29 protein-coding genes and 2 pseudogenes are annotated in these 24,663 nt (G+C 40.1%); 16 read left to right on the forward strand and 15 right to left on the reverse strand.

The annotated features are described in order from the left end of the window. Positions 1-75: 75 nt before the first annotated feature. The 3 genes from SB847_RS01630 to SB847_RS01640 all read right to left on the reverse strand — a co-directional run bounded on the left by SB847_RS01630 (position 76) and on the right by SB847_RS01640 (position 2,163). Positions 76-693: a LysE/ArgO family amino acid transporter gene (locus SB847_RS01630; protein ID WP_044802828.1), complete on the reverse strand. Its 618-nt coding sequence runs from the start codon at positions 691-693 to the stop codon at positions 76-78. 29 nt (positions 694-722) lie between these two features. Further along, the gene (locus SB847_RS01635) at positions 723-1,706 is read right to left on the reverse strand and encodes a fatty acid desaturase family protein (protein ID WP_044802829.1); all 984 of its coding nucleotides are present in this window, start codon (positions 1,704-1,706) and stop codon (positions 723-725) included. Positions 1,707-1,983: 277 nt separating this feature from the next. Further along, positions 1,984-2,163: a DUF8096 family protein gene (locus SB847_RS01640; RefSeq protein ID WP_083061805.1), complete on the reverse strand. Its 180-nt coding sequence runs from the start codon at positions 2,161-2,163 to the stop codon at positions 1,984-1,986. Between the two features lie 523 nt (positions 2,164-2,686). Between SB847_RS01640 and SB847_RS01645 the strand changes: the two genes are divergently transcribed. The 12 genes and pseudogenes from SB847_RS01645 to SB847_RS01700 all read left to right on the forward strand — a co-directional run bounded on the left by SB847_RS01645 (position 2,687) and on the right by SB847_RS01700 (position 9,762). Then, positions 2,687-2,839, forward strand: coding sequence for a hypothetical protein (locus SB847_RS01645; RefSeq protein WP_139790830.1), 153 nt, complete (start codon positions 2,687-2,689; stop codon positions 2,837-2,839). A 7-nt stretch (positions 2,840-2,846) separates the two neighbouring features. Next, complete coding sequence (locus SB847_RS01650) at positions 2,847-3,065, forward strand: hypothetical protein (RefSeq protein ID WP_083061807.1); 219 nt, start codon at positions 2,847-2,849, stop codon at positions 3,063-3,065. Beyond that, entirely contained in the window at positions 3,058-3,915 is an 858-nt protein-coding gene (locus SB847_RS01655; RefSeq protein ID WP_410562785.1) for an LPO_1073/Vpar_1526 family protein, read from the forward strand. Before SB847_RS01650 ends, SB847_RS01655 begins: the two co-directional genes overlap by 8 nt. Before the next feature lie 208 nt (positions 3,916-4,123). Then, positions 4,124-4,609 (forward strand): hypothetical protein, encoded by a 486-nt coding sequence (locus SB847_RS01660; protein ID WP_044802832.1) that lies wholly within the window; start codon positions 4,124-4,126, stop codon positions 4,607-4,609. Between the two features lie 60 nt (positions 4,610-4,669). After that, complete coding sequence (locus SB847_RS01665; protein WP_044802833.1) at positions 4,670-5,275, forward strand: hypothetical protein; 606 nt, start codon at positions 4,670-4,672, stop codon at positions 5,273-5,275. A 238-nt stretch (positions 5,276-5,513) separates the two neighbouring features. Continuing rightward, positions 5,514-5,844 (forward strand): annotated as a pseudogene (locus SB847_RS01670) (HIT domain-containing protein). A gap of 67 nt (positions 5,845-5,911) precedes the next feature. Beyond that, entirely contained in the window at positions 5,912-6,382 is a 471-nt protein-coding gene (locus SB847_RS01675) for a nucleotidyltransferase family protein (RefSeq protein ID WP_017417559.1), read from the forward strand. A 466-nt stretch (positions 6,383-6,848) separates the two neighbouring features. Next, complete coding sequence (locus SB847_RS01680; protein WP_083061808.1) at positions 6,849-7,061, forward strand: hypothetical protein; 213 nt, start codon at positions 6,849-6,851, stop codon at positions 7,059-7,061. After that, positions 7,054-7,416: a hypothetical protein gene (locus tag SB847_RS01685; RefSeq protein ID WP_038457666.1), complete on the forward strand. Its 363-nt coding sequence runs from the start codon at positions 7,054-7,056 to the stop codon at positions 7,414-7,416. The genes SB847_RS01680 and SB847_RS01685 overlap by 8 nt, the downstream gene beginning before the upstream one ends. A gap of 290 nt (positions 7,417-7,706) precedes the next feature. Beyond that, positions 7,707-8,093, forward strand: a complete 387-nt coding sequence (locus tag SB847_RS01690; RefSeq protein WP_410562777.1) for a VOC family protein — start codon at positions 7,707-7,709, stop codon at positions 8,091-8,093. Between the two features lie 353 nt (positions 8,094-8,446). Continuing rightward, positions 8,447-9,367: a class A beta-lactamase gene (bla, locus tag SB847_RS01695; protein WP_410563171.1), complete on the forward strand. Its 921-nt coding sequence runs from the start codon at positions 8,447-8,449 to the stop codon at positions 9,365-9,367. 74 nt (positions 9,368-9,441) lie between these two features. Further along, complete coding sequence (locus SB847_RS01700) at positions 9,442-9,762, forward strand: putative quinol monooxygenase (RefSeq protein WP_410562775.1); 321 nt, start codon at positions 9,442-9,444, stop codon at positions 9,760-9,762. Positions 9,763-10,431: 669 nt separating this feature from the next. Here SB847_RS01700 and SB847_RS01705 read toward each other — a convergent pair. Continuing rightward, positions 10,432-11,253 (reverse strand): hypothetical protein, encoded by an 822-nt coding sequence (locus SB847_RS01705; protein ID WP_052510534.1) that lies wholly within the window; start codon positions 11,251-11,253, stop codon positions 10,432-10,434. 168 nt (positions 11,254-11,421) lie between these two features. On the opposite strand from SB847_RS01705, the gene SB847_RS01710 reads away from it, so the two are divergent. Continuing rightward, on the forward strand, positions 11,422-11,796 hold the full coding sequence (locus SB847_RS01710) for a hypothetical protein (protein ID WP_044802836.1): 375 nt from the start codon (positions 11,422-11,424) through the stop codon (positions 11,794-11,796). A gap of 341 nt (positions 11,797-12,137) precedes the next feature. Here SB847_RS01710 and SB847_RS01715 read toward each other — a convergent pair whose 3' ends face one another. The 7 genes from SB847_RS01715 to lacG all read right to left on the reverse strand — a co-directional run bounded on the left by SB847_RS01715 (position 12,138) and on the right by lacG (position 20,473). Beyond that, complete coding sequence (locus SB847_RS01715; protein WP_044802837.1) at positions 12,138-13,253, reverse strand: glycoside hydrolase family 53 protein; 1,116 nt, start codon at positions 13,251-13,253, stop codon at positions 12,138-12,140. 51 nt (positions 13,254-13,304) lie between these two features. Then, on the reverse strand, positions 13,305-14,804 hold the full coding sequence (gene galT, locus SB847_RS01720; protein WP_410562771.1) for a UDP-glucose--hexose-1-phosphate uridylyltransferase: 1,500 nt from the start codon (positions 14,802-14,804) through the stop codon (positions 13,305-13,307). 1 nt (position 14,805) lies between these two features. Continuing rightward, on the reverse strand, positions 14,806-15,798 hold the full coding sequence (gene galE, locus SB847_RS01725; RefSeq protein WP_410562767.1) for a UDP-glucose 4-epimerase GalE: 993 nt from the start codon (positions 15,796-15,798) through the stop codon (positions 14,806-14,808). Positions 15,799-15,801: 3 nt separating this feature from the next. After that, a complete protein-coding gene (locus tag SB847_RS01730; protein ID WP_130571106.1) occupies positions 15,802-16,971 on the reverse strand; it encodes a galactokinase in 1,170 nt (389 codons plus the stop codon). Between the two features lie 15 nt (positions 16,972-16,986). Next, complete coding sequence (locus tag SB847_RS01735) at positions 16,987-18,684, reverse strand: PTS lactose transporter subunit IIBC (RefSeq protein WP_410562764.1); 1,698 nt, start codon at positions 18,682-18,684, stop codon at positions 16,987-16,989. Positions 18,685-18,695: 11 nt separating this feature from the next. Further along, positions 18,696-19,010 carry a PTS sugar transporter subunit IIA gene (locus SB847_RS01740; RefSeq protein ID WP_044802842.1) on the reverse strand — a complete coding sequence of 105 codons (315 nt, stop codon included), beginning with the start codon at positions 19,008-19,010 and terminating at the stop codon, positions 18,696-18,698. 62 nt (positions 19,011-19,072) lie between these two features. Then, a complete protein-coding gene (lacG, locus tag SB847_RS01745) occupies positions 19,073-20,473 on the reverse strand; it encodes a 6-phospho-beta-galactosidase (protein ID WP_088462267.1) in 1,401 nt (466 codons plus the stop codon). A gap of 252 nt (positions 20,474-20,725) precedes the next feature. Here lacG and SB847_RS01750 point away from each other — a divergent pair, with 252 nt between their 5' ends. Both SB847_RS01750 and SB847_RS01755 read left to right on the forward strand, forming a co-directional pair. Continuing rightward, on the forward strand, positions 20,726-21,487 hold the full coding sequence (locus SB847_RS01750) for a DeoR/GlpR family DNA-binding transcription regulator (RefSeq protein ID WP_007610724.1): 762 nt from the start codon (positions 20,726-20,728) through the stop codon (positions 21,485-21,487). Between the two features lie 16 nt (positions 21,488-21,503). Next, entirely contained in the window at positions 21,504-22,187 is a 684-nt protein-coding gene (locus tag SB847_RS01755) for an HAD family hydrolase (RefSeq protein WP_410562759.1), read from the forward strand. Positions 22,188-22,383: 196 nt separating this feature from the next. Here the strand turns inward: SB847_RS01755 and SB847_RS01760 are convergent, their stop codons facing one another. Together SB847_RS01760 and SB847_RS01765 are read right to left on the reverse strand one after the other, a co-directional pair. Continuing rightward, the gene (locus tag SB847_RS01760) at positions 22,384-22,731 is read right to left on the reverse strand and encodes a DUF3147 family protein (protein WP_044802843.1); all 348 of its coding nucleotides are present in this window, start codon (positions 22,729-22,731) and stop codon (positions 22,384-22,386) included. Then, positions 22,715-23,140, reverse strand: a complete 426-nt coding sequence (locus SB847_RS01765; protein WP_410562756.1) for a MarR family winged helix-turn-helix transcriptional regulator — start codon at positions 23,138-23,140, stop codon at positions 22,715-22,717. Before SB847_RS01765 ends, SB847_RS01760 begins: the two co-directional genes overlap by 17 nt. A gap of 359 nt (positions 23,141-23,499) precedes the next feature. On the opposite strand from SB847_RS01765, the pseudogene SB847_RS01770 reads away from it, so the two are divergent. Then, positions 23,500-23,896 (forward strand): annotated as a pseudogene (locus SB847_RS01770) (MgtC/SapB family protein); the annotation flags it as partial. A 283-nt stretch (positions 23,897-24,179) separates the two neighbouring features. Here the strand turns inward: SB847_RS01770 and SB847_RS01775 are convergent. Together SB847_RS01775 and SB847_RS01780 are read right to left on the reverse strand one after the other, a co-directional pair. Then, entirely contained in the window at positions 24,180-24,362 is a 183-nt protein-coding gene (locus SB847_RS01775; protein ID WP_072177299.1) for a hypothetical protein, read from the reverse strand. Positions 24,363-24,476: 114 nt separating this feature from the next. After that, a complete protein-coding gene (locus SB847_RS01780) occupies positions 24,477-24,650 on the reverse strand; it encodes a YjfB family protein (RefSeq protein WP_069955905.1) in 174 nt (57 codons plus the stop codon). Positions 24,651-24,663 lie beyond the last annotated feature (13 nt).

Genomic DNA, 24,663 nt, shown 5'->3' on the forward strand with positions numbered 1-24,663 from the left:
AAACTACGATTTTAATAAAACTTCCCCTTCAAAAGAAGGGGATAAAGTCTTTAAAGAGAAATATAGTTTTGTTATTTAAAATGATTGAACTAATTGAATTGTTATGTAAACTGCTACTGCCCATATGATTACTGCAGATACCTTATTTATAATTCTTAAAAATTTCCCATCAGAATCAATATTGCCTATTATACGACCTGCTATTGCAAGACTAAAAAACCAAATCCAAGAAACAATTATACAGGCTGCAGTGAATACTATTTTTTCTGGCCCCGAATAACTCAATGAGTTTGTTCCAATAACACCAACTGTATCAATAATTGCGTGAGGATTTAATAAGGACACTGAAAGAGCAAACATGATTTGTTTTTTCATTGGCATTGCTGATTCTTTTTTGCTTAAGTTTGCTGAATCACTTTTCCAAATAGACCAGCCCATGTAAATTAAAAAAATCAATCCTACACTGAATATTATTGTTTTTAAAATTGGTATGGTCAAAACAATTAAAGATACACCTAAAACTGCAAATAATATTAGGAATGTATCGCAAAGAGATGCTGTAATGATTACGGGCAATGCGTTTCTGAATTTTAGTTGGGATACCCCTTGATTAAAAACAAAAACATTTTGAGCACCAAGGGGAAGGATTAAACCTAAAGCTAATACAATTCCATTTAGTAACGCTGCTAGCAAAATACTTACGCTCCTATTCTCTTATTTATTTATTTTCTGTTTATTAAATAGTGACCACATATATCTTCAATTACGCTATAAAACCCTGGTAAAAAAGATTTGAAAAAACCTGTGCAATGGTGTGCTTCTTTATATTCTGGATCTTCCATTAATATTACATGTGCTTTTTTTAAGTTATAGTGAGGAATTGCTGGAAACAAATGATGTACTAAATGGTAATTATCATGATGTGGGTGTAAAAAGAATATTTGCACAGGATTGCCAAATGTATTTCTGCTTGCATATAGTTCGTTTTCATTTTTTAATCCTGAATGTTCAGCCATCTCTGCCCAATATCTTATTATTTGAAACGTAGTAAGTAGTGGGACAAACCAAAAAAGAATTAATTCCTTCCAAAAGCCAAAAACAATACTACATATAACAATTGATAACCAAAAAGCAATCTTTATAATTCTTTCAGAATAAGGCTCTTCTTTTGAAAAGATATTGACTTTAATTGTTCCATAAATATATTTAGGAACGTGAGTTAGTGTAAGTGGTTTTAAAATATGTTTTAAGATAAATTTTTTAATACTACTTTGAGGTTTGTCGAGCCCAATTAAAGCATATCTTTTAGTATCCGGATCTTTATTGATATCCCATAAATGCCGATGATGTTGATAATGGGAATTACAATAGGCAGTATAAGAAGTGAAAACTGGAAAAGCTGCAAAAAAGCATGCCACCCATTTATTTAAAAAACGATTTTTGAACAATAAAGCATGACTAGCTTCATGCATTAAATTATCAAAAGCTCTCATTCTACTGCCAATAATTAAGATACTTAAAATATACATCCACCAAGAAGGGAATAGCTTTGTTATGAAAATACTTGCTATAATTAAAGACCAATCATACCCAAGAGAAAAAAAGTTGTACCAATTATTTCTTTTGTACAGTTCCCTTAGCCTTGCCTTTAACTCTCGAGAAAATTTGGCTTTTTTGATATTTTGATTATGCGTATAAGAAGTCATATTTATTCCTCCCTTTGATGTATTTTAATGGTTAATATTAGGTTTTTCTCCTTTCTTCTATGTGTTTAATTGATATTTGAAAGGGTGTCTAATAGATAGTATAAATAATTTGAGAAAAATGTCAATATATTGATAATATTGAATTTATTTTAATCTTACGTCTATTATTGATATTTTGTATACGATCCCTCTTTTGATGTAACTGGATAATTAAAAACTATGTACAACAGTTATTCCCTAATGGAAGGATTTAAGCAAACATAAAAAAAGCATTAAACTAAATGCTCTTTTTCATACCGAAACGCCGGCAATCACGCAAGAATACACCACTTTTTACAGAGCTTTTGAACAAAGTGTAATCGCAATTGTCGCAGCGGCCATACTTTACATCAGGATACTCTTTGTAATCATGGACGATTGAAGTATCATACCCATTTGTTTCGTATTTCTTTTCCACAAGATCACCTATTATTCAACATATTCAAGAATACCAACTTTCGTTCGATATAGGGAGGGAAACAATGAGTGGATTAGCTTCTGGCTTGGAGAGACCGGTATTAAGTTTATTTTTGTTGAACAGGTCTATGATGAAGAGTTTAAGCAGGAACTGATTGATTTATTTTTACTAGGTATGGAGCAGAATATGATTGAACTGTTCTTTAAGAATAAAATAAATATCATGGTGTTTTACATATTAATTGGATTGCTGCCACTGGCCATAAAAATTGCTGGTCTGCTGAAGAGGAGTTAGTTATATCGGTTATCGATAACTTTTTTGTAATTCAATTTGAAAATGATGATTACTTCAAGTCGTTTAAATTAGACGGTAGTGGTTATGTAGCATCTAAGGGGCTTCATGACGCTTCTAAGTTTACTACAATGTCAGAAGCTTTAGTGATCTCAAACGAGCTATAGACAAAGTTTAAAGCCACTTCTGACATAAGGCAAATTGAAGTTATTACTAGGTGAGGAGTGTTCAGGTGTACTGGATTGAATGGATTGAGGATGGGGAGAAGAAAAGCATCGTTGCTGAAGGTTGGGTTGAATGGGCTTCAATCCTGAAAGACCTTTATCAGCAGCGATTTGAGTATGTTGAATGGAGGAGAAGTTTAAAAACATCTGAAAGGAAATGAATTTGATTTGGTATTGTTTAATTGGCTATCTCAAAACAAAGAATGGGTGTTTAGCGGTGCGGGTTTAACTATTATTGCTTTTGCGTTTAATCTTTTTAAGAAAAAAAATAAAAGTGAAGGAAAAAGATTCATCCAAGAATCTGGCGACAATTCCGTGAATATACAGGGGGAGAGCGTTAAGGTTGGTAATATAACGCCAAAGCAAGGAGAGGATACAGATGCTTAACAAAAATATTCGGCAGCAAGGCGGGAATCATTCCACGAATGTTCAAGGTGAAACTGTACATATTCATAGCGGGATAACCATAGCAGATGCCAAAGAAATTGCAAATGATGTTTTTGAAAAAAACATGTACAAATTAACATTCATTGCAGAAACAACTGCTAAGGAACGTGCTGATTTTCTTGTATCTAATATGCTTAGTAAAATAGATCAGGAAGCTGAGAAAGAAAAGTTGATTGGGAAATTTAGCGATCCTGATATACAGTATATTCTTTATACTTCTCAAAAAAGTTTTGCAAGGAGCGGTGACCAAGACTTGGGGGAGGTTTTGTCTAATCTTTTTATAGAAAGATTAAAGAGCGGTGAAAGTGACTTCAAGAAATTAATCATGAATGAAGCAATCGAAATAGTACCTCGTTTAACAAATAAACAAATTGAAATATTAACATTGAATTATACAATCGCTCAAATGAAGTTTAATAGTTTAAGATCTCTTGATGATTATAGAAACATGTTCTATGAAATTATCAATCCATTTATACCCTCGGAGGCACCGGCTCCCAATGACTGTGTTCATTTAGACTTTTGTAGAGTTGCTAAATTAGACATGGGATATCGCACATCTGTCTCTGAGTGTACTAAAATCGCTTATCCGGAGATATTTCCGCAAGGACTATCAGAAAGTGAGATGTTAGCATTTATAAGCAAATCAATACCTGAATTTTTAGTTCTTCACAATATATGGAGTAAATCGGTAATTCAACAACTATACCCTACGCTTGTTGGTTGGGTATTCGCGGAATTAGCAATCGAAAAGAAAACTGGGATCAAACTTAATATTGAATTTGAATAATGAACCAATTGGGTAGCACACAGGTACCCGCAAGCTAAGAATTGTCTGTGGCAGCATGATTTCGAAAAAATCTTTTATTTTTTGATGCAGTTAGAGTATCGGGAGACGCTAGTAATCTTAATTTGCAGCTTAACACTATTAAAAAATTCAGTCACTCCGAATTAATGACTTTTAAGAAAAGGAAATGAAAATACAGGGGGATAAGTTAGTGAATCTTGTACTACAGGCATGGATTGGAACAGGCTCTGATATATCAACAGGGCTTATTACTGGAGTAGCAACAGGTATCGTGACAGGATTTATAGTCACAGCTTATTTTAGAAAAAGAGATGCAAAAAAAGAGAAGAAGAGAACATTATATGAGAAATATATGTACTTGCGAACTTTAAAAAGAAATTTAGACTTAATGTTGAATGATGAAAATAAAAAAGATCGTCAAAGTTATTTGTATTTTAATATCATTAATTTACTAATAGATGAACAATTACCACCGCATCTTGCTTTAGAAGGAATTAAACTTAAAGCTGAAGAGGATAAGTGCCTAAGAGAAGCAAATAAAGCATACGAATTGATTTATGAAAATTTCGTCAAAAGCAAGGAGATAATTAATGATGAGGATATTAAAAAAATGAGTTCCAAAGTGCTTATGGCCTCAACAGATCTTCTTACAGTTACTAATAAAATCAAAGTGTGAATAACAAGTGAATTATTAAATTTTAATGTTAAGTAAAAACAATAATAAAGGCGGTTTTATATGGACGAGTTTGCTCACTATAAATTGAAGATTGATGCAAAACCAAGTATGTTTCACGGCAAGACAGTTAGAAAAAATCTAACTGATACTCTTTGGCGTAAAAAAATCAGGGCTGCCATTCTTGAAACAAAGAAACACAGGTGTGCGATTTGTAATTATACGCCTCACATCAATGATTTACGAAGACTTCATGTACATGAAATAGAAGAATATGATTTTGATAATGGGGTTGTAAAGCTATTAGACCTAGACCTGATATGCATAGACTGTCATTCTTTTCATCACTTTAAACGATCTCAATTGGTTCTAACTGATAATCAGTTAGCTAATCTTGCTAAACATTTTTGTAATGTGAACAATTGTACGATGGAGGATTACGAACAGTATAGGCAAATTCTAAAAGAAAAACGTTTCAAAGAGATACAGGAAGAAATCAAACGAGAATTACAACTTAAAAAGCCGTTAGGGATAAAGCACAACACTGATATAAAGTTCGCTATCCTAGGTGATATACCATATAAAGATTTAGTTATTGAACGCTTAAAGAAAAAAGGCGTATATTACGAGTATGACAACTCGCAAGTTAAAGACAAGGGCTTATCCTAGGAACCCTTGTCTAAATAAAATATGAATTTAATTAGAGGGATCTGAATTTTTCTTAGGGGAGAACGCTTATGGATTTACTTAATTGGACTTACATTTTATCTACAACTATAGGAGCCGCTGGGTTCATAAGTTTATTGTGGTTCTCTTATCTTAATAATAAAAGTGAAAAATAAAGCGGAGAATTGGGTTAATTTGTATATTGATTGTGATGATCAAAGTTAAATAGTAAGGGGGATTAATGATGACTGAAGACTTTTATTGTGATGAAGTATTAAGCGGAAAAACAAAAGTAAATAAAGTTTTAGAAACCGAGAATGTTTTGGCGTATCATCATACAAGACCTTTTTGGCCGGTGCATATTGTTGCTATTCCTAAAAAACATATCTCTTCTTTAATCACTTTGGAAGAAGACGACAATGAACTTTTACTCGAGTTGCTGGGTGTGATTAAAGGTTGCGGCGAAGGTGACAAAAGAAAGTGGTTCTTGCAGGGTGCTTACAAACTTAGGAGATTATCAGGATTCAAAGCATCTGCATTGGCATATAGCTTCAGAAGATCCATTGAGATAAAAGAATCCTTTTAAAGTGGACTCCAAGGAGCAGTTGATTCTAAATAGCCAAAAATTGAGGATATAAAATGAAATTGTATAATGAATTTATAAATATAGCTAAAACTCTTAATAAAGAGTTAGACATTACTCCATTATTATATGGCTCTTTAGGTCTTGAAAAGGTAACTGGGTTAAACTTTTCACCAGAAGATATTGACATCCTTATTCCTTTAATATTTTTAGAGGAACAGTGGGAAAAACTTAAAAAAATTATGGAACTGCAAGGATATAAATTGGTTGATTTACATGAGCATGAATTTAGGAAAACTAATACTAAAATAGGCATTGCTTACATTGAGGATTTAAAACCATTTGCAGATGTAGACTATCATAACCTAGGGGTTTTTGAAGATGACGGAGCGAAATATCATTTGCTGACTATTGATGATTACCTCAAGGTTTATAATATGTCTTTATTAGATGGATATAGAAGAACAAAGAAGAGTAATAAAGATCAAAGTAAAATTAACATATTGAATAAACTGATACAGTATTAATTAAATATTTGTACATTAACATGGCGGCAAAACCATCACCTCTTCAATCCATTTTTGCATCTCTTCGTTTGGAGTTCAATAAAGAAATATCGCCACATACTCAAGACCCCCTCACCATTCTGTGAGGGGGTCTGTTTTTATTTATCTTATTAATTTGGAATATGCGTTGACATGCAATTCATATTCAGAAAGATCAATCGTTTTTAGATTCACCGCGTCTAAATCACTTTGTTTAGGTTGAATCGGTTGTTAGAACATCATGTGATGCACCTCCTTTAAAAAGCATAAACACATATTAGATGGCTGAAATTCACTCGAATGAATTAGGATACGACGGCCCAAACGGCTTTCCGCATGGAACCAACCTGGGCAACTGGTCAACAGCTTTAGAAACTTCATCTTAACAGGGAAGTACGGCAAGCATTGGGAATATAAAGGAATATAGGCTTACAGCTATGAAGGATGTATGAAAATCCGTCAGACGGCGAAGGAGATCAATTTCATTGAAAGTGTGGATTACGCCAACAGTTTTGATGAACAGGCGAAGCAGTCCCGTGTATCCAATACGGAAAAAATGACAAACGCAGTCTCCATGTATTGTGTATGGAACTTCCCGTTCATCCGGAGTTATGTCAGAGGGACGAAAAGACTTTTATGGAGGAGGAAGCGGAATGATTGAATTTACACGGCCATCGCCTATGAAGAAAACATGCACGATGCACCCGGAAAAGGAATCTGTCAGAGCGGTTTCGTTTACTGATTTTAACGGCAATTCTGTAACAGTAACCCTTTGTCAAATGTGTCTGGCTGAATTAAAAATGAAAGCCGCGACTGAATACAGGAGCATGACTGAGGAGCGGGCTAAACTGAATCGTTTCAAGATTGGTGATCATGTGTATTTAGAGCATTTGGGAGTAGTCAGCGAGATAAAAAACATGGAAGGCGTTCAAGTGGCAAACAGGACAGACACAGACGGAGTCCGAAAGGCTACCCCTAAGGAAATCGCAGAATATAAAAAGCAGGGGAAGCAATGACGGTGAAAAAATTATTCAGTCAATCATTCTATCAGCTGTATTACTTACAGGAGCGGCGGCCGGATGTTTACGCATGCGCGACTTACATGGCCGGAGCCTCCACGGTGGAGAGGAGGAGAATTCAAACTAAGAATGTGAATTGATCAAACGCAGTTTCATGAATCTCCGAAGGCTTTCATCAGAAATTTTGGTGCAGTATGGAAAAATTTTATGGAAACTTGACATAATGCTGTCAGGTCCCTATTGTATGATTAAATGAATGGCCAGTAAAATGATAGGAGGCGTTCAATATGAAGTTGCTGCAAATTAGACTATTGGTTAATGATTTTAAGAAAAGCGTCGAGTTTTACAAAGATTCATTAGGACTTCCAATAAGTTGGTTAGAGAAGGAAATGGAATATGCACTTTTCGATAATGGAGAAACGAAAATAGAACTTTTATCTCGAGAAAATATGGCTGAAATAGTTGGAGAAGAAAGAAAATCTTTAGACGGAGATGCGCAATCAAGATTTTTGCTTCAGTTTAAGGTAGAAGATGTTGATAAAACGTATGACTATCTGCACAAGCAAGGGATTAAATGCGTCAATGAACCACATGATCGTCAGGAATGGCGTGCACGAATTGCTCATTTCAGAGATCCAGATAATAATCTTATTGAAATATATAAAATGATATAATTTTTTGACTGGCGGGATTAAGGTAATGCGTTTGTTAACTTACCTTATGATTTTTATAGTCTGCAAGAGAAACGTATATAGGTCCAAGACGGAAAGCCTGCGGACACTGATCATTGCACAGCATCACTGTGCTCTGACTGTGTCCGTTTTTATTTGCACGGAGGGATAACAAATAGATGATGATCACGAAGCGGACATGCAAACATTCAGACGCGGCAAGGGCGGCGCATTTAAGCGCAAATAAGGGGAGGAACAGAATACAAGATTTAATCATTCAAAGGAAATATATTGACTTTCATCCTGTTTGTAATGTTAATTAGAAGATGTATACAAAATCATTATAATGAGGAGGCCTGAATGTGAAAAATAAAGCGGGAATACAAGTTGGAATATGCATTGGACTTTTATGTTTGAGCTTTACCGGTTTCAATCCTTTATTCGGCTCAGCGCATGCTGAAGCGAAGTCTATAGAAAACACAAAAATGACAAGCTGTATAACGAATCAGAAATTTGTTCAGCTTGAGAAAAAATTTGATGCCAGGCTTGGGGTTTATGCGATTGATACAGGTTCAAACAAGACAATCGCCTATCGGCCGAATGAACGGTTTGCTTACGCATCAACCTATAAAGTTCTGGCCGCAGCTGCTGTTCTGAAGAAAAGCTCAAATGAAAAACTTAATGCCATCATCCGCTACAGCAAAGACGATTTAGTTACATATTCTCCAATCACAGAAAAACACCTGGATACAGGCATGAGCCTGAAAGAAATCTCAGAAGCCGCTGTCCGTTACAGCGATAATACCGCCGGGAACCTATTGCTGCAGCAGCTTGGCGGCCCTAAAGGTTTCGAAAAGTCATTGAAACAGATCGGGGATCATGTAACGAAAGCTGATCGATTCGAGACGGATCTAAACTCGGCGATTCCCGGGGATCGTCGTGACACAAGCACCGCAAAAGCACTGGCAACTGACCTTAAGACTTTCGCTTTGGGTAACACTCTCACGACTGACAAGCGCACGATCTTAACGGATTGGATGCGGGGCAACGTTACCGGCGACGAACTGATTCGGGCAGGCGCTCCTGCAGGATGGGAAGTCGGTGATAAATCCGGAGCCGGAAGCTACGGCACACGAAACGACATTGCGATCGTTTGGCCGCCTGACAGAGCCCCAATTGTTTTGGCAATCCTGTCAAACCGGTTTACGGAAGATGCCGATTATAATAATGCTCTTATCGCTGAGGCTGCAAAAGCCGCTCTTAATGCTCTTAAATAAACATTGCCGTTCATTTTTTATGGCCGGTTTTTTATATGTTGAGAACATCGGTATTTTTTTCGATAAATGTGGTAATGAAGAGCCGTAAAATGATGGGAAGAGGGGGAATTTCGATGCATTACATAACGGCATGCTTAAAAATCATCAGTGATAAAGACCTTAATGAAATAATGAAGGAATTCAAAAAACTTGAGGAAGAAACGAACAAAGAAGACGGCTGTATTCAGTTCCATGCTCATCCGCTCGAACCATCAGAACGCAAAATCATGCTTTGGGAGATTTGGGAAAACGAAGAAGCTGTTAAAGTCCATTTCACGAAAAAACACACAAAAGACGTTCAAAAACAAGAATTAACGGAAGTAGAATGGTTAATGAAAAGCAATGTGAATGAGTAAAAGGCCTCTTAAAAAAGATATTTCAAATGACTAAGAATCAACCACTTGAAATTAGTGGCGGAATATTTGCAGATTTTTATCTAACCCTCCTAATTACAACCTTCATTGTCTCAAAATGAAAGGGTTGATGAGAATTGAATATACTTGCTGCAGGGCATCAACTACCTTGACAGAGTAAAGATCTTTGGTTCGAGACTATCGGAATCATACGGCGATTAAAGGTGTTACATCAACGTTTCTAACCGTTTTTATTTTTTGACTTGGTTGGTGATTTAGAGGGACTGAGGTGAGATATTATTAAGTGTATGTTCTTTTTATTTAAGCATCTGGTTATCAAATGTTTTATATTTTTATAACCAGTTTGGAGGAATTAATATTATTAAAGCTCAAAGTATTACAATATACACAATAAGTTTCATATTATATAAAAATAATTGTTATAAGATTGGAAATGGAACTAAAAACTCTATGATGTTTTTTTATTCTAGAAGTGATGAATTGGTGACACTATTAATTGTTTGATAGAATCACTTGTAGAAAAACAGAGGTTTCTCTACAAGTGATTAATTATTTATAGCCAACGAAAATGTTTGAGTGTTATTGTGTATTTTTTTCACTTGCCCTAGAAGAATAAAAAGTATGCTCTTTTTTAACGGTAATATTTGTTAATCATGGTTTATATGTTTGTTCCATATACATGTCTATATTATAAGGAACTAGAGCACCAGCTTTTTGAGCATCAGCTGCATAATTATTTGCGACTTTAACAATTGCGCCAGGGATACCGCCACCAGATTTTTTAATCGTTTGGTAATCGTATGTATCGTGGATACCTATCCAAACTTTCCACTTACCGCCACTTTGTTTTTCCGCATACCAATCATAAGCGAATTTACCTATTGTAAGATACCAATCTAAACCAGCATTGCCTGCAGAAGTAGCAGCGCTTAGATTTGATCCTCCAATTGCTTTATGTCCTTTTTTATTTTCAGATTTGATTTTGGCCGCCATTTTTTTTGATATTGTTGAGTAAACAGCTGTATTTGAAAAGCCATTAGAATATGTAGATCCAGCAGGAAAACTTCTGGCTTTTGGGTGATCATCTAGTGAATGCCATAGAAAATTGCCTGCTGTCTCCAAATCAAATGAGCCCATTGTTAAAGCTAAACCTTGAAGAGTTGTTCTATAAAATGTTTTGTTTAAACCAAGAGTGTGAAATACCGGCGTATCATTGTTTTTTTGATTATCTAATTGTTTTTGAGTTTTATTAATTTCTTTTATTGTTGAATTGTAGTTTAATTTAGCGTGGTCATTCGCGTTTTTTATCTTTTTGTAAATGTTTTTTGCTTCATTGTTATAATAGACTTTTTCTGTTTCAGCGATTTTCTTTTCTTTGTTTGCTGCAAGGGTAGTTTGAGGAAAATATAAGCAAATTAAAATCGCTGACAATGAAGATATTTTCAACAAATGATTCAAAAATTTGTTTTTCATAGTTAACTCCTTATTATTTCTTTTTTTCCTTGTAATTGTATACTATCCTCCCTTTTCAAATTATTCATAAATATGTTAGCACATATATTGATAAAATTACCTTAAAATAACTTTAAAATTTTATATTTTAATATATTCCATGATAAGATAAAGGAAAGGAGGTTTATTATGAATTGGAAAAGAAGTGAGAAGTTTATGTTTACAGGAACTTTAGTTGTGATTTTGCTAGTTATAATTTTTAGTGTCTTTTTTGTTATGGAGGCGAACAATACGCCCAGTAAGGATGATGTTGTTGTCTTTGGGAAATTTGCTATAAGTAGACCCCCGGTAAACTATGATCTGTATAATAAAGAGAACTCCAAGACCGTCTTAGAAAACGTTACCGGATATTATGAATCGCCTAACTCTCAGGTGTATGTACAAAATGATTCTGAATTTGTAGTAATAAACAAAGGAAAGTCATATGAGATAAAATCGCTAAAAAGAGCATCGGAAAATGATAGAGTAATGTTAAGTAAAATAACTAAATTGAGTAAAAGATAACCTGTAGTGATAGGGTGTTTAACGTACTCTCTCATAAACTGTCTATGGGTCAATGAAGCCAGTTAAGAAGAAACAGAAATATTAATTTACCCATCAATCGATGAAAGGCAGTTAAAATGTCTAAAATATTATGTGTATAATTTATTAGTGAGATGTTATATAAAATAGAATTACAGCATCGAACATATTTTTAAAGAGGCCCAGTGATTTTTACATAATGGGCCTCTTCTGAATTTTCTATATAACATTTTGAAAGTCTAAAACACATTCTTTAAATGAGTTGTGTTTATAGCTATAATCGGAGGAACCAATTCAGTATATGGATTATCTTTAGTAATTGATTATTTCTTTCCTGTTGCGGCGTCATGAAAAGCGTCAATTGCGGTTGTGTATTTCAAGACGTTTTTAGACACTTTGGCGGTTGCGCCTAATGGATACGCGTCTGACAGAACGCTGGAGTGAGCTTCGGGTTCCCAGTAAAATACGCCGGTTCCTTTGCCGTTCGGAACGGCTTTCACCAGTTTTATGGTGTCTTTTATGGTCCAGTAGGAATCTTTCGGATTATTTTCATCTCCGCCCAGTTCAACCACCATGACTTCCTTGTTGTGGCGTGAGGCGATGTCATTCAAATTAGATGATAAATGGCTGGTGAGCTCCCAGTACGGCTTACCTTCCCAATAGGGATAGAACGAAACGCCGATGATGTCGGTTTTTCCTCCGTTTTTAAAGAATTGATCAAACCACCATCTGAATAGGCTGTTGTCCGTGCCGTGTGCCAAATGGCTGATGACCTTGGTGGCCGGGCTGACGGATTTCACGGCGTCATAGCCTTTGTTCAGTAAGGCGGTCAATTTGCTGAAATCGTTCGTGCTGCCGTCGGGCAGTAAAATTCCTGAATTCATTTCATTTCCTACTTGCACCCAATCAGGGGAGATGCCGTGATTTTTAAGTTCTTTCATGACATCGTACGTATGGTTATACACGGCTGCCTGCAGCTGGCTGCTTGAATAGCCGGTCCATTGGTTCGGCTTGATCTGGTGGCCGGGATCAGCGAACACATCACTGTAATGGAAGTCAACCATTACCTTCATTCCTAACGCTTTTGCCCTTTTGGCCGCCGCAAGTACGCCCGCTTTGTCACTATAGCCGAGCATGGTCCATGTTGTGCCGTCTTTCAGCCAATAATAGCTGCTTGGCGGATTCACAAACACTCTCAGTCTCACGGCATTTATTCCGTGATCTTTAAGAATCTGCAAGGCATCTTTCTGTTTTCCGCCGTCATCCAGCCAGCGCACACCTTCGTCCTCCATTTGTTTCAGCCATCCTATATCAGCGCCATAGGCAAACGGGGCATCCGCTTTTGCTTTAGGAGACTTCTCAAAGAATGTAAAAGCAGTGAAAATGAGAGAAAGACAGATTGCGTTTACAAATACACGTTTCAATCGGTTTTTGAACATCACAATACCTCCTGATAAAAAAGATTGTTGATTGATTTCACTCTGAATGTTTCAGCTGCCATTCTCCAATAACGTCGTGAAACGCTGAAACGCCTGAATTCCTTCGGGTGTCATTTTAAAAACGCCTGCATCGGTCAGCGCGCGTAAAAATACATTCGCGGTTTCTTTTTGTAAAACAGCGGCTGCATTTTCCGGTGTCACGTCTTCATTCGCTTTGATGTTTTCGGCCCACGGAAGATGAATGTCTTTGATGTCATGAGGTTTATTCAGTAAATACTTTTTCACTTCTGCCAGCTCATCTTTCAGGCGGGGAGGTAAAACGGCGAGTCCCATCACTTCAATCAGACCGATATTTTCTTTTTTGATGTGATGGACATCTTGATGCGGGTGAAAAATGCCATCCGGATAATCTTCGGAGGTGCGGTTGTTTCTGAGAGCGAGATCCATTTCGAAATCCGTTCCCCTGCGTCTGGCAATTGGAGTGACGGTATTATGGGGTTCATTTGTCTTTGCGATGATGCTGACGGTTTCGTCTGAATATTCCCGCCACTTTTCAAAAACATACGCAGCGGCATCTGTCAGCAAATCCGGATTTTTTGCGCGAAGGCGGATCACTGATACCGGCCACTTCACGGCTTCGGCCTGAACGTCTGGAAAATGACGCATATGAAAAGGGTAGAGGGAACCCGCTTTTGCCATCGGAAACTCATGGCCGCCGCCTTGATAATGATCGTGAGAAAGAATGGAGCCTCCTACGATCGGCAAGTCTGCGTTTGATCCCGCGAAATAATGCGGGAAGATTTCCGTTATGGCCAGGAGCCTTCTGAAGCTGTCACGGCTGATGTTCATCGGCTTGTGTACGCTTGAAAGAAAGATGGCATGCTCGCTGTAATACGCATAAGGAGAGTATTGAAAACCCCACTGTTCTCCCGCTAAGTCAAGCCTGATGATGCGGTGGTTTGAACGGGCGGGGTGATGCGGTGTGCCGGCATACCCCTCGTTTTCCATACAGAGCAGGCATGTCGGATACCGGTTTTCCGGACTGTTTTTTACCGCGGCGATGTCTTTAGGATCTTTTTCGGGCTTTGATAAATTAATGGTGATGTCCAATTCTCCAAAAGGTGTTGGTGAGCGGTACACGATATTTTTTCGAATGGCCCGCGTCTTAATATAGTCGTTGTTTTGACTCAATCTATAAAAATAATCTGTTGCTTTTTTCGGACAATCTGATAACAATTTGCTGAATGCGGCATTGATCAGAGAAGGGGCCGGTGTGATCACGTCCATGATTCTGCTTCCCAGCATGTCTCTTTCAGCCGGCGTATCGTTAATGATTGACCGTTTTACCGCGTCTTTCACCATTTCATCCAAATAGTAAAGCCTGTTTTGTTTCTTGATATGTTTCGGTTCTGCATAATCCGTCAGTCCGAGCAGATCGAGAAGTCTGTTTCTTGTGTAAATCACATCTGTTTCATTTATGTCGCCTAAGACAGTGCTTTCTTTCAGAAACCCTGCCACTGATTCAAAAACTTCAATGACTGCCGCCTCCATTTCATTTGTCCTTGTATCCGTTTGGATGTTGCCGATGCCAATTCCATGCTGATGCAATGATTTCCGATATGTCCGTTTGTTTCGGATTCCAGCCCAGAATGTTCCGCGCTTTATCGCTGGAAGCGATGAGAGTGCTTGGATCACCGGGTCTTCTTGCGGCCGCTCTTACTTTTATGTCTCTTTCGGTCACTTGCCGGGCCGCTTCCGCCATTTCTGATACGGAAAACCCGCTGCTTGATCCTAAATTGAAAATGCCGCTGTCTCCGCCGTTTTGCAAATATTCCAGAGCGAGAATATGGGCATCGATTAAATCGGAAACATGGACATAATCGCGGATGCACGTGCCGTCTTTTGTATCATAGTCAGTGCCGAATATCAAAACCTCCTCGCGCTGACCGAGCGCGGTTTGTAAAAGGATAGGGATAAGGTGGGTTTCTGGATGATGATCTTCTCCGATGGAACCGCCCGTTTTCGCGCCGGCAACGTTAAAATACCGAAGCGAGACATATTTTATGCCGCAGGCAGTTTCACACCACTTCAGCATTTTTTCTGCCATGAGTTTTGATTCGCCGTATGCGCTTTCCGGCTTTTCCGGCATGTCTTCTGTGATGGGCACTTTTTCAGGTTCGCCGTATACAGCGGCGGATGAAGAAAACACAATGTGTTTGACTCCGAATTCCTGCATGACCTCCAGCGTAATTTGCGTACCGTACACATTATTATTGAAATATGAAAGAGGGTCTTTCATTGATTCGCCGACAAGGGATTGAGCGGCAAAATGGAGAACGCCTGTTACGTTCTCCTTCGCAAACACAGAGCGAAGAAACGGTTTGTCACGGATATCTCCATGGTAAAAGACTGCTTTTTCATGAACAGCTTTCCGGTGGCCTGTCTGCAGATGATCCACAGCTATCGTTTTCAATCCTTTGTTTAATAATTGATCAACCGCATGAGAACCGATATAGCCGGCTCCGCCGAGAACGAGAATCGCCATGATTTATTTTTCCCTCCATTCAGCCGCGCCATCGCTTATATCCGCGATGTAGAAAGATGCTTCAAGACCTGTCCTGCTGCGGTAGTGAGATGAAACGGCCCGGGTAAAGCCGGCGGTTTCTTCACTTTCCACAATGGCTATGGCGCAGCCGCCGAACCCCGCGCCCGTCATCCGTGCTCCGAGCGCTCCTTCTTTCCAGGCTGCTTCAGCGAGCGCGTCTAATTCGTCACCGGTCACTTCATAATCATCGCGTAACGAACGGTGGGACGCATTCATCAGCTCCCCGAACGTTTTCAAATCATTCGATTTGAGAGCCTCCGCGGCTGAGAGGGTCCGCTCGTTTTCATTGACCGCGTGCCGGGCTCTTTTACGCAACGTTTCACAGGAGAGAAGGGATTCGAGTTTGTTGAATTCTTCTCCCGTCAATTCCGCAAGTGATGCGATATTCCGATATTGCCGCAGTTCTGAAAGAGCTGCGTCGCATTCGCTGCGGCGTTCATTATATTTTGAAGCCGCCAGCTCCCGGCGCTTGTTCGTATTCATAATGACGATTTTGTATCCGTTAAAAGCAGCCGGAATCATTTCGTGCTCAAGCTTATCGCAGTTTAACAGAATGGCCATGTTCTTTTTGCCTTTTTGCACTGCGAATTGATCCATAATGCCTGAATTCACGCCGATAAATTCATTTTCGACTCTTTTCCCGATAAGCGCCAGTTCAGTATCGGAAACGTCCAGACTGAATAACTTCCTTAAAATGGAACCGGTTAACATTTCAATAGAAGCGGAGGAGCTTAAACCGGCTCCGTTTGGAATCGTACCGTGAAAAAGAATATCCATTCCGCTGTCTATTTGGCCGCCGGCTTTAAGAAGGTAATGGATCATCCCCTTCGGATAATTGGCCCAGCCGTCTTCTTTTTTGTATGCTGTGGCGGAAAGATCAAGACAGACAATGCCGCTGTCAGGAAAGTTTTCTGAGTATAACCGGATCTGATGATCTCCGCGTTTTGCGCATACGGCATATGTTCCGATCGTGATCGCGCATGGAAGAACGTGACCGCCTATATAATCCGTATGTTCCCCGATCAGGTTGATCCGGCCGGGTGCGAAAAACAGTTCTCCGTTACTTCTCTTGAAAATGTCTTCGAATCTTGATTTCAAAAGTTTGGCATCCATGATAAACCTCCGATTCTATTTTGAGGTATGCTCCAGTATGAACTGAATGGCTTTTTGTGAATTTCTGGTGAGACTGATATATTCCGCTCCTTTCGTTGCAATGAGTTTCACATGCAGGCGATCCGCATCTTCTTTAATGTCATCATAATAAGAGCCGACCTGCGGAGCCAAAATGATCATATCGAAGTCTTTCATGATGTCGTAATGGGAACCGTAGGCGCCTGCTGAGGCGGTAATCGGCACGTTGTATTCTTCGGCTCCTTCTGTCAGTGCGTTCGCAAGCATGGCGCTCGTTCCCGCTCCAGCGCACAGCACTAACACATTGGTGCCGTGTTCCAAGGCGGATGAGGATTCCTGAAAATTTGTGCTGATGACGGAGGCCGCGTCTTCTGAGGCGCCGGCCATGGCGGGCTGTAATGTTTGCGGCGCGCTTTCAGGCTCGGTGTGTTGGGCTTCTTTCGCCGCTAATACTTTGTCATAAGCTTTGCAGAATGGCAGGTATATCAGGAAATCGACAATGATTAATACAGCCGTCAGCACAAAAGCCGAGAGCCCCATGCCGGTTCCGAGAATCAAGCCGGCGGGCGCCGGGGTGGCCCACGGAAGAACATACATAAAACTGTTCATTCCGATGACATCCACGAAAAATTTAAACAGACAGACATTCACCATCGGCGTTACAACAAACGGAATGAAAAAATAAGGATTTAAAATGATCGGCGCAGCAAAGAGCAGAGGTTCGTTTACTGCGAAAGACACCGGAACCGCGGATGCTTTTCCGACTGCTTTCAATTGCTTGGATTTCGCGAAAAGAAGAAAGATAAACGGAACAACAAGGGTTGCGCCGGTCCCTCCCATTGTGCCGACGAAGTTCCCGAGTCCGACGGTCAGCACGTTGGACGCCTGCTCACCGGCATTATGAAGCTGAAGGTTCGCCTCCACATTTGCGTAAATAATAGCTGCGATGGCCGGCTCCACAATAGAAGGCCCGTGAACGCCGACAAACCAGAACAGCGCCATCATTCCCCAAATGACACAAATCCCAAGATAACCGTCTGCGGCGGTAAAAAACGGCGATAAGAGAGAGGAGAGAGCCTCTGCAAAAGATACGTTCAGCATATTCCTGATCAATAAATCAATGATTACCATGGCCAGAACGGAAAAAGCGAACGGAAAAACATCTTTAAATGTTTGTGAAATGGTACCCGGTACTTCTTTAGGCATTTTAATCGTAATATTTTTCAGCACGCAGAATCTGTAAACGTTCACTGTTATGAAAGCGGATACAAAAGCGGCTAAAAGACCTTTTGTGCCGAGGTATTCCGTGGAGAATCCGCCGTCGATTTGAGTGACGCTTAAAATGAGAAACCCGACGACTGAAGCAAGCATCGCTGAAACGGGGTTGATCCCTTTGTTTTTCGGCATTTTTCGGTTCATTGATTCACTCAGGCATTTCGCACTTGTTGCCGCAACGATCAGACCGAGGGCGCCCATTGAATAGTTATAAACTTTCCAAAGCCATTCAGAAACACTTTTAGGCCAAGTGAAACCCAACACTTCCGGCACAGCGGCGGTGAGGATAAAAATGCTGGCGAATAAAATAACAGGCATGGCCGTTAAGAAGCCGTCGCGGATCGCACCTAAATAAATGTTTCTTGAGATTTTTTCAAAAAACGGTTTTCCCTTTTCGATTTGCTTGATGATACCGTTCATTTTTCCACTCCTTATCGGCGGCTTCGGTAGAGTTCTATAAAATCCTGAATAAGATCACGGAGCAAAAGGGTTGTCATCAAGTGATCCTGACCGTGAACGAAAATAAATCCTAATTCCATGTCCTTGCCGTCAGCTTCTTCAGCTAACATTTTCGTTTGCGCATTGTGGGCGAGGGTTAAATTTTCATCGGCGCTTTTCAATGCTGCTTCCGTGTTTTCGAAGTTTCCGGCACGGGCTTCTTTCAGGACTTTCAATAAAGTGCTTCTGGCGTCACCGGCATAGGCGACAATTTCAAAACCGAGCATCTGCAATTCTTCCTTTGTCATGAAAAAACCTCCTAAAGACGGCACACATGATGAAAAGAGACTCTTTTCACCATGTATGATCGTTAAATGATTGTTTTTGTTTCACTTACAAGTTTGTACCAGTAGGCCGATTCTTTCGGATACCGTTTTTGGGTGTCGAAGTCGACGTAAAAAAGACCGTAACGTTTGTTGTAGCCGTTGGTCCATGAAAATAAATCCATTAAGGACCATAAGAAATACCCCTTTACGTTGACTCCGTCGGTAATCGCTTTACTGACGGCTTCTAAATAGACTTTTAAATAGTCGATTCTTGCCTTATCCATAATGATGCCGTCTTCAAACTCATCTTTATAGCCCATGCCGTTTTCGGTAATGTAAATTTTGTTATATTGCGGATAGTCCCGTTTGATGCGCATCAGCATGTCATACAGACCTTCAGGATAAATGAGCCAGTCCCAATCGGTCCGCTTCAGGCCTTCTTTGTAAATTCTTTCGCCGATTCCTTTTACTTTATAGACCGAAGTGCCCTTATCGCCCGTTCCGTTATGGTGAATAACGGTTTCTCCGTCGTACGCTTTGACGAAATGGCATTGATAATGATTGATGCCGAGATAATCATTGCGCGTCGAAGCTTTTTTCATCACGTCAAAGTCACTGTCTGAAAACTCGTATGAAGCGCCGTTTGCCTCACAGATTTCATCCAGAGCCCGCATGGTTTCCTCAGAATAATAGCCAAGGTAGGTGGCGTCGAGGAGGAATCTCACTGATAACGCGTCATCCAGAAAACAGGCGTGGCGGTCTTTTTCTGAGTCACTGGCGGGATATTTTGTTTCCAATGAGTGGACGACACCGATTTCTCCCGGATAGCCGCCGTCTTTAAAAAGATTGACGGTCATCGCATGCGCTACCATCATGTGATGGAGGCATTGAATGACTTTTGTGATATCACTTTTAACAGATGGCGGAAAAACCCCGAGTAAATACTGGTTGGTGGCTGTGGGATAAATTTCGTTAAACGTGCTCCAATATCTGATTTCGCTGAATTCTTTAAAGCAAAACTCCGCATAGCTGACAAACGCTTCTATCGCAGCGCGGTTGAGAAAGTCTCCCTGATCAAACAATCCTTTCGGTGTATCGAAATGATGCAGCGTGACAAAAGGGGTGACGTTGCGTTTATGGCACTCTGAGAAAATACGATGATAGTAATCAACACCTTCCTGATTGATTTTGCCCGTGCCGTCAGGGAAAATTCTCGTCCAGGCTATAGAAAGGCGGATGCCGTTTATTCCGAATTTTTCACATAGTTTAATATCTTCCGGAAACTGGCGGTAAAAATCACTTGCCGGATCAGGGCTGAATCTTCCCTGTTTTTCAAGAAATTCATCCCAGGCCACAGGCCCTTTGCCGCCTTCTTTTGTGGCGCCTTCCGCTTGATATGCCGCAGTCGCCCCGCCGAAAATAAAGTCATGAGGTAATTTGAGCATTACTGAATCCTCCTTCGCCAATGTGTGAATTGGAGTTTGTTAATGTTTGTAATTGTTATCTTTTGTTTAATAGTAAACGCATACATTTTTGTTGTCAATAGCTTCATAAAGAAATAAAATCTGTGTTCATAGGGGTTATATAAGTTTTTCGTTGTTTTATATGTTGATCATGTTGTTTGTTAGTGTTTGTTTTTGTTGACCAGATTGCCGCGGTGTGTTAGATTGTGTGTAAAGTTGAGGGGATGATTGAACATGTTAAAAAAAGAACGTCTTTTAAAAATCATCGATATCGTAAACTCGCGGGGGTTTATTACGGTGAGTGATATTATCGATGAACTGGATGTTTCTGATATGACAGTGAGAAGAGATCTGGACGAGCTGGATAAGGCCGGAAAAATCGTACGTATTCACGGAGGCGCACAGAGCATTTCTTATTCCATTGATCACGAATTATCGCATAATGAAAAACTGGGTGTTCAAATGGAGGAGAAGGAGAAGATCGCGGAACTCGCAGCTTCCTATGTAAATGACGGCGATACCGTTTTTTTAGGGCCCGGCACGACGATTGAACTTTTAGCCAAACACTTGCTGCATAAGCGAATCAGGATTATCACAAACAACTATCCCGTATTTGATATTTTAAAACATGGTGACACTGCGGATACCATCCTGATTGGCGGCGATTTCCGGAAAAATACCGGTGCCTTCGTCGGGCCCATCGTGAACGGCAATCTGCAGAAATTCAATTTTACGAAAGCCTTCATCAGCGCCAACGGCATACATAATGATGAGATTTCTTCTTACAGCATTGAAGAAGGGGAAGCCCATCAAATCGCGCTGAATAATTCGCGGACGAAATTTTTGCTGGCGGATAATAAAAAATTCAACCGGGAAGATTTTTACGTGTTCTATAACTTGCATGATATGGATTATCTGATTACGGATGATAAAGTAATGAAAGATGTTCAAATTCATTACGAGCAATATGTAGATGTCAAAATCGCAAAAAAATAAAAAGGCGGGCGGTTCGATGAAAGGAGTTATTTTTGATTTCAACGGCACGATGTTTCAAGATTCGCATCTGCACGAAAAAGCATGGTTTTTCATGGTGAAAAAATACGCGCCGAAAACCATTTCTAATGAAGACATTTTCGTGAACATTCACGGGAGAACAAACAGTGAAATCCTGACGTACTTTATTTCCGGCGATTTAACAAATGAAGAAATCGAGAAGCTGTCTTTTGAAAAAGAAGCCTACTACAGAGAATTATGCCTTGAAAACAAAGATGAGTTAAAGCTGACGAAAGGACTGACCGGTGTATTGAACCATCTGAAAAAATCAGAAACGCCGATGACCATTGCCACGGCTACGGTAAAGGAAAATGTCGAGTTTTACTTTGACGTCTTTCATTTGAATCGGTGGTTTGATTTTGACAAAGTCACGTTTGATGACGGGAGCTTCCCCGGAAAACCGGCGCCGGATATTTTTCTCATCGCATCGGAAAAGTTAGGCCTCAGACCTGAAGAATGCTTAGTCATTGAAGATGCCTTTTCGGGGCTCACAGCGGCGAAAAAAGCAGGTGCAGGCAAGATTATAGCCATTGACCCGCTCGGAAAAAACCGCGCGCTATTTGAAGAAAAACAGCTGGCGGGTGACGGGATACTGACAGACTTCACCTCGTTTTTTGAGGTGATTGCCGGACATTCTGTTTGAGAGATCAGCCGGTTCTTCATGCCGATATGGCTGTACAGGCTGCGGACTCCGTTCGCAACACGGGATGTTTTTGTGTTCAGCGGTGTCTGCTTCTCGTGAAGAAAGGGGTTTCGCTTTTTAATCGGAGTCACTTTTAAGACAGGGGTATCCCTGTTTTTTTTAAATTCCTCGTATTTACAAACAAGCGCTAAGGTGCTTATTGCTGACTGTTTATATGTTTTACGATAAAATCCTGAGCATACAAGAAAACCAGCCATCCTGTAAGTCCAAGCCCTGATGCGGCAATGAAAGACAGTGAATGGCGAAGGGCGATGCCGATAATGACCAGCATAATGACTGTGGAGGGGATGCCGGAAGCCACGCTGAATGCAAAATGACTTAATGTCTCCTTCGTTTCGCCTTGGATGTACAGCCAAACCATGCTCAGCATACTGACAATTGGTAAAGCCGCTATAAGACCTCCATAACTCGGGCTTCTTCTTGATATTTCAGTGATAATCCCAATAATAGCAGCGGAGACAATGATTTTAACGATCGTAAACATTTTCAGCACGCTCCTTCATCAAACTGAATGCTTTTAAGACAAGTGTTCTTTCTTCATTATTCATGCTGTCAAAAAGGAGCTGTTTAAGCTTTTCTTCATCAAGACCGGAATGCCGGTAAAGGACATCCGCCCCCAAACTGGTAAGTTTTAAAATGACTTTCCGCTCATCCTCAACGCTTCTGGTTTTATAAACGTACTTTTTCTGCAGTAACCGCTTTATATGTTCCGAAGCGGTATTATGTGATACTTGAATCGCTTCGGCAATGTCTTTTATTCCGACTGCCTTTTCTTTTTGAATGACTTGCAGAATCCGTACACCTTGGTGAGTAATTTTTTCATGGTGCTGATAACGGAGCCGGTAGTAAATATCTGTCCAGAGGTCATTTAATCGGATTATTTCGTTTGACATCATCATTCACCTTCTATCGTTTATTAAGATTATATCTTATATTACGATATATTTTTGCGGATTGAAAGCAATTTTTGAGCATGAGGGAGCGGTATTTGTTCTGTTTTTAGAAGATGGAAGAGACAAGCGGCCGCAGCTTCAACGAATAAACTTGTTTAATATACTCTCAATAAGTTATATCCCTTATTTTGGAAACTTCAACTTGATACCTTCCGCATATAAATAAGGGCGCTGACAATATGATAAAGAACCAAAGTATATATTCAAATGCAGTTTTTTCAGCAGGGCAGTCTTGTGCTGATTGAAAAAGATACGGGGGATAAAAAGCGGGTAAGAAGATAAGGAAAGGAGAGAGACGGATGGAACTTGATTTTGTGATTCGTCTGGCGGTTGCGGGTCTGCTCGGGGCTCTTATTGGATTGGAGAGAGAATTCAGGGCGAAGGAAGCCGGTTTGAGGACGCATTTTTTAGTGGCCGTCGGCAGCGCCTTGATGATGATCGTTTCCAAATACGGCTTTTTTGATTTGTTATCCAACAGCCATACGTCCTTTGATCCGAGCCGGGTGGCGGCGCAGGTCGTCAGCGGCGTTGGATTTTTAGGAGCCGGCACGATTATTTTGCAGCGGCATGTCGTGCGGGGGCTTACGACGGCCGCGGGGATTTGGGCTACGTCGGGGATCGGACTGACGATCGGGGCAGGTATGTATGTCATTGGCATCAGCGGCACGATTTTGGCGTTAATCGGGCTTGAACTGTTAAATTTTCTGTTTAAACCGGCGGCGCATTCTTTGTCTGTCAGTTTCAGGATTGAAGAGAAAGCCGTCATGCATGATATTTTAACATCTCTTGAGAAAAAAGGAATTCTTATTACGTCCTATGAATTGAATAAGGCGGTGCTTGAAGTGAAGGGAAGGGTGAAAAGCAAAAGCGGGAAAGCGGCGGTAATGGAAAAAGTTCAAGCTCTCCCGTATATTCTGTCGGTCAAAGTTGAATAGCAGACAGGGGAAGCCTCCTGTCTGCGGTCATTTCTTTTCAAACATTAATACCAGGGATAGAACGGGATATACGGCCGCGGATAGTATGGATACGGTCTGGGGAAATAATAAGGCGGCCGCGGATAGTATGGATATGGTCTAGGGAAATAATAAGGCGGCCGCGGATAATGATATGGCACCCGTTCGTGGCTCTCGGCTGTGTATTCATGATAGAAAGGATCGTACAAGAGGAAAACCTCCTTTTCAAATGATGGTTCCGTTTACCTTATTCCTGTATGCCCGGTATGGTGTACGTACAACGGGCAAAAAAAAAGACGCCGGTTATCATCCGGCATCTTTTTTTACACTTTCACATCAATTGAGTGGCCGGCAGTCGGGTGCTGGGACGGCAGCATTTTCACTGTTTCTTCCGCCGCAGCCTGTGTATGCTGCATGACCGTTTTTGTTAAAGCGATATTTACATTCTGCGCCAGAGATGCTTGGTGCATAGCAATTGATAACGCAGGGATATCCATAGCTTCCACCTCC

This window comes from Bacillus sp. SIMBA_026 (assembly GCF_046535335.1).
Lineage (GTDB): Bacteria > Bacillota > Bacilli > Bacillales > Bacillaceae > Bacillus > Bacillus velezensis.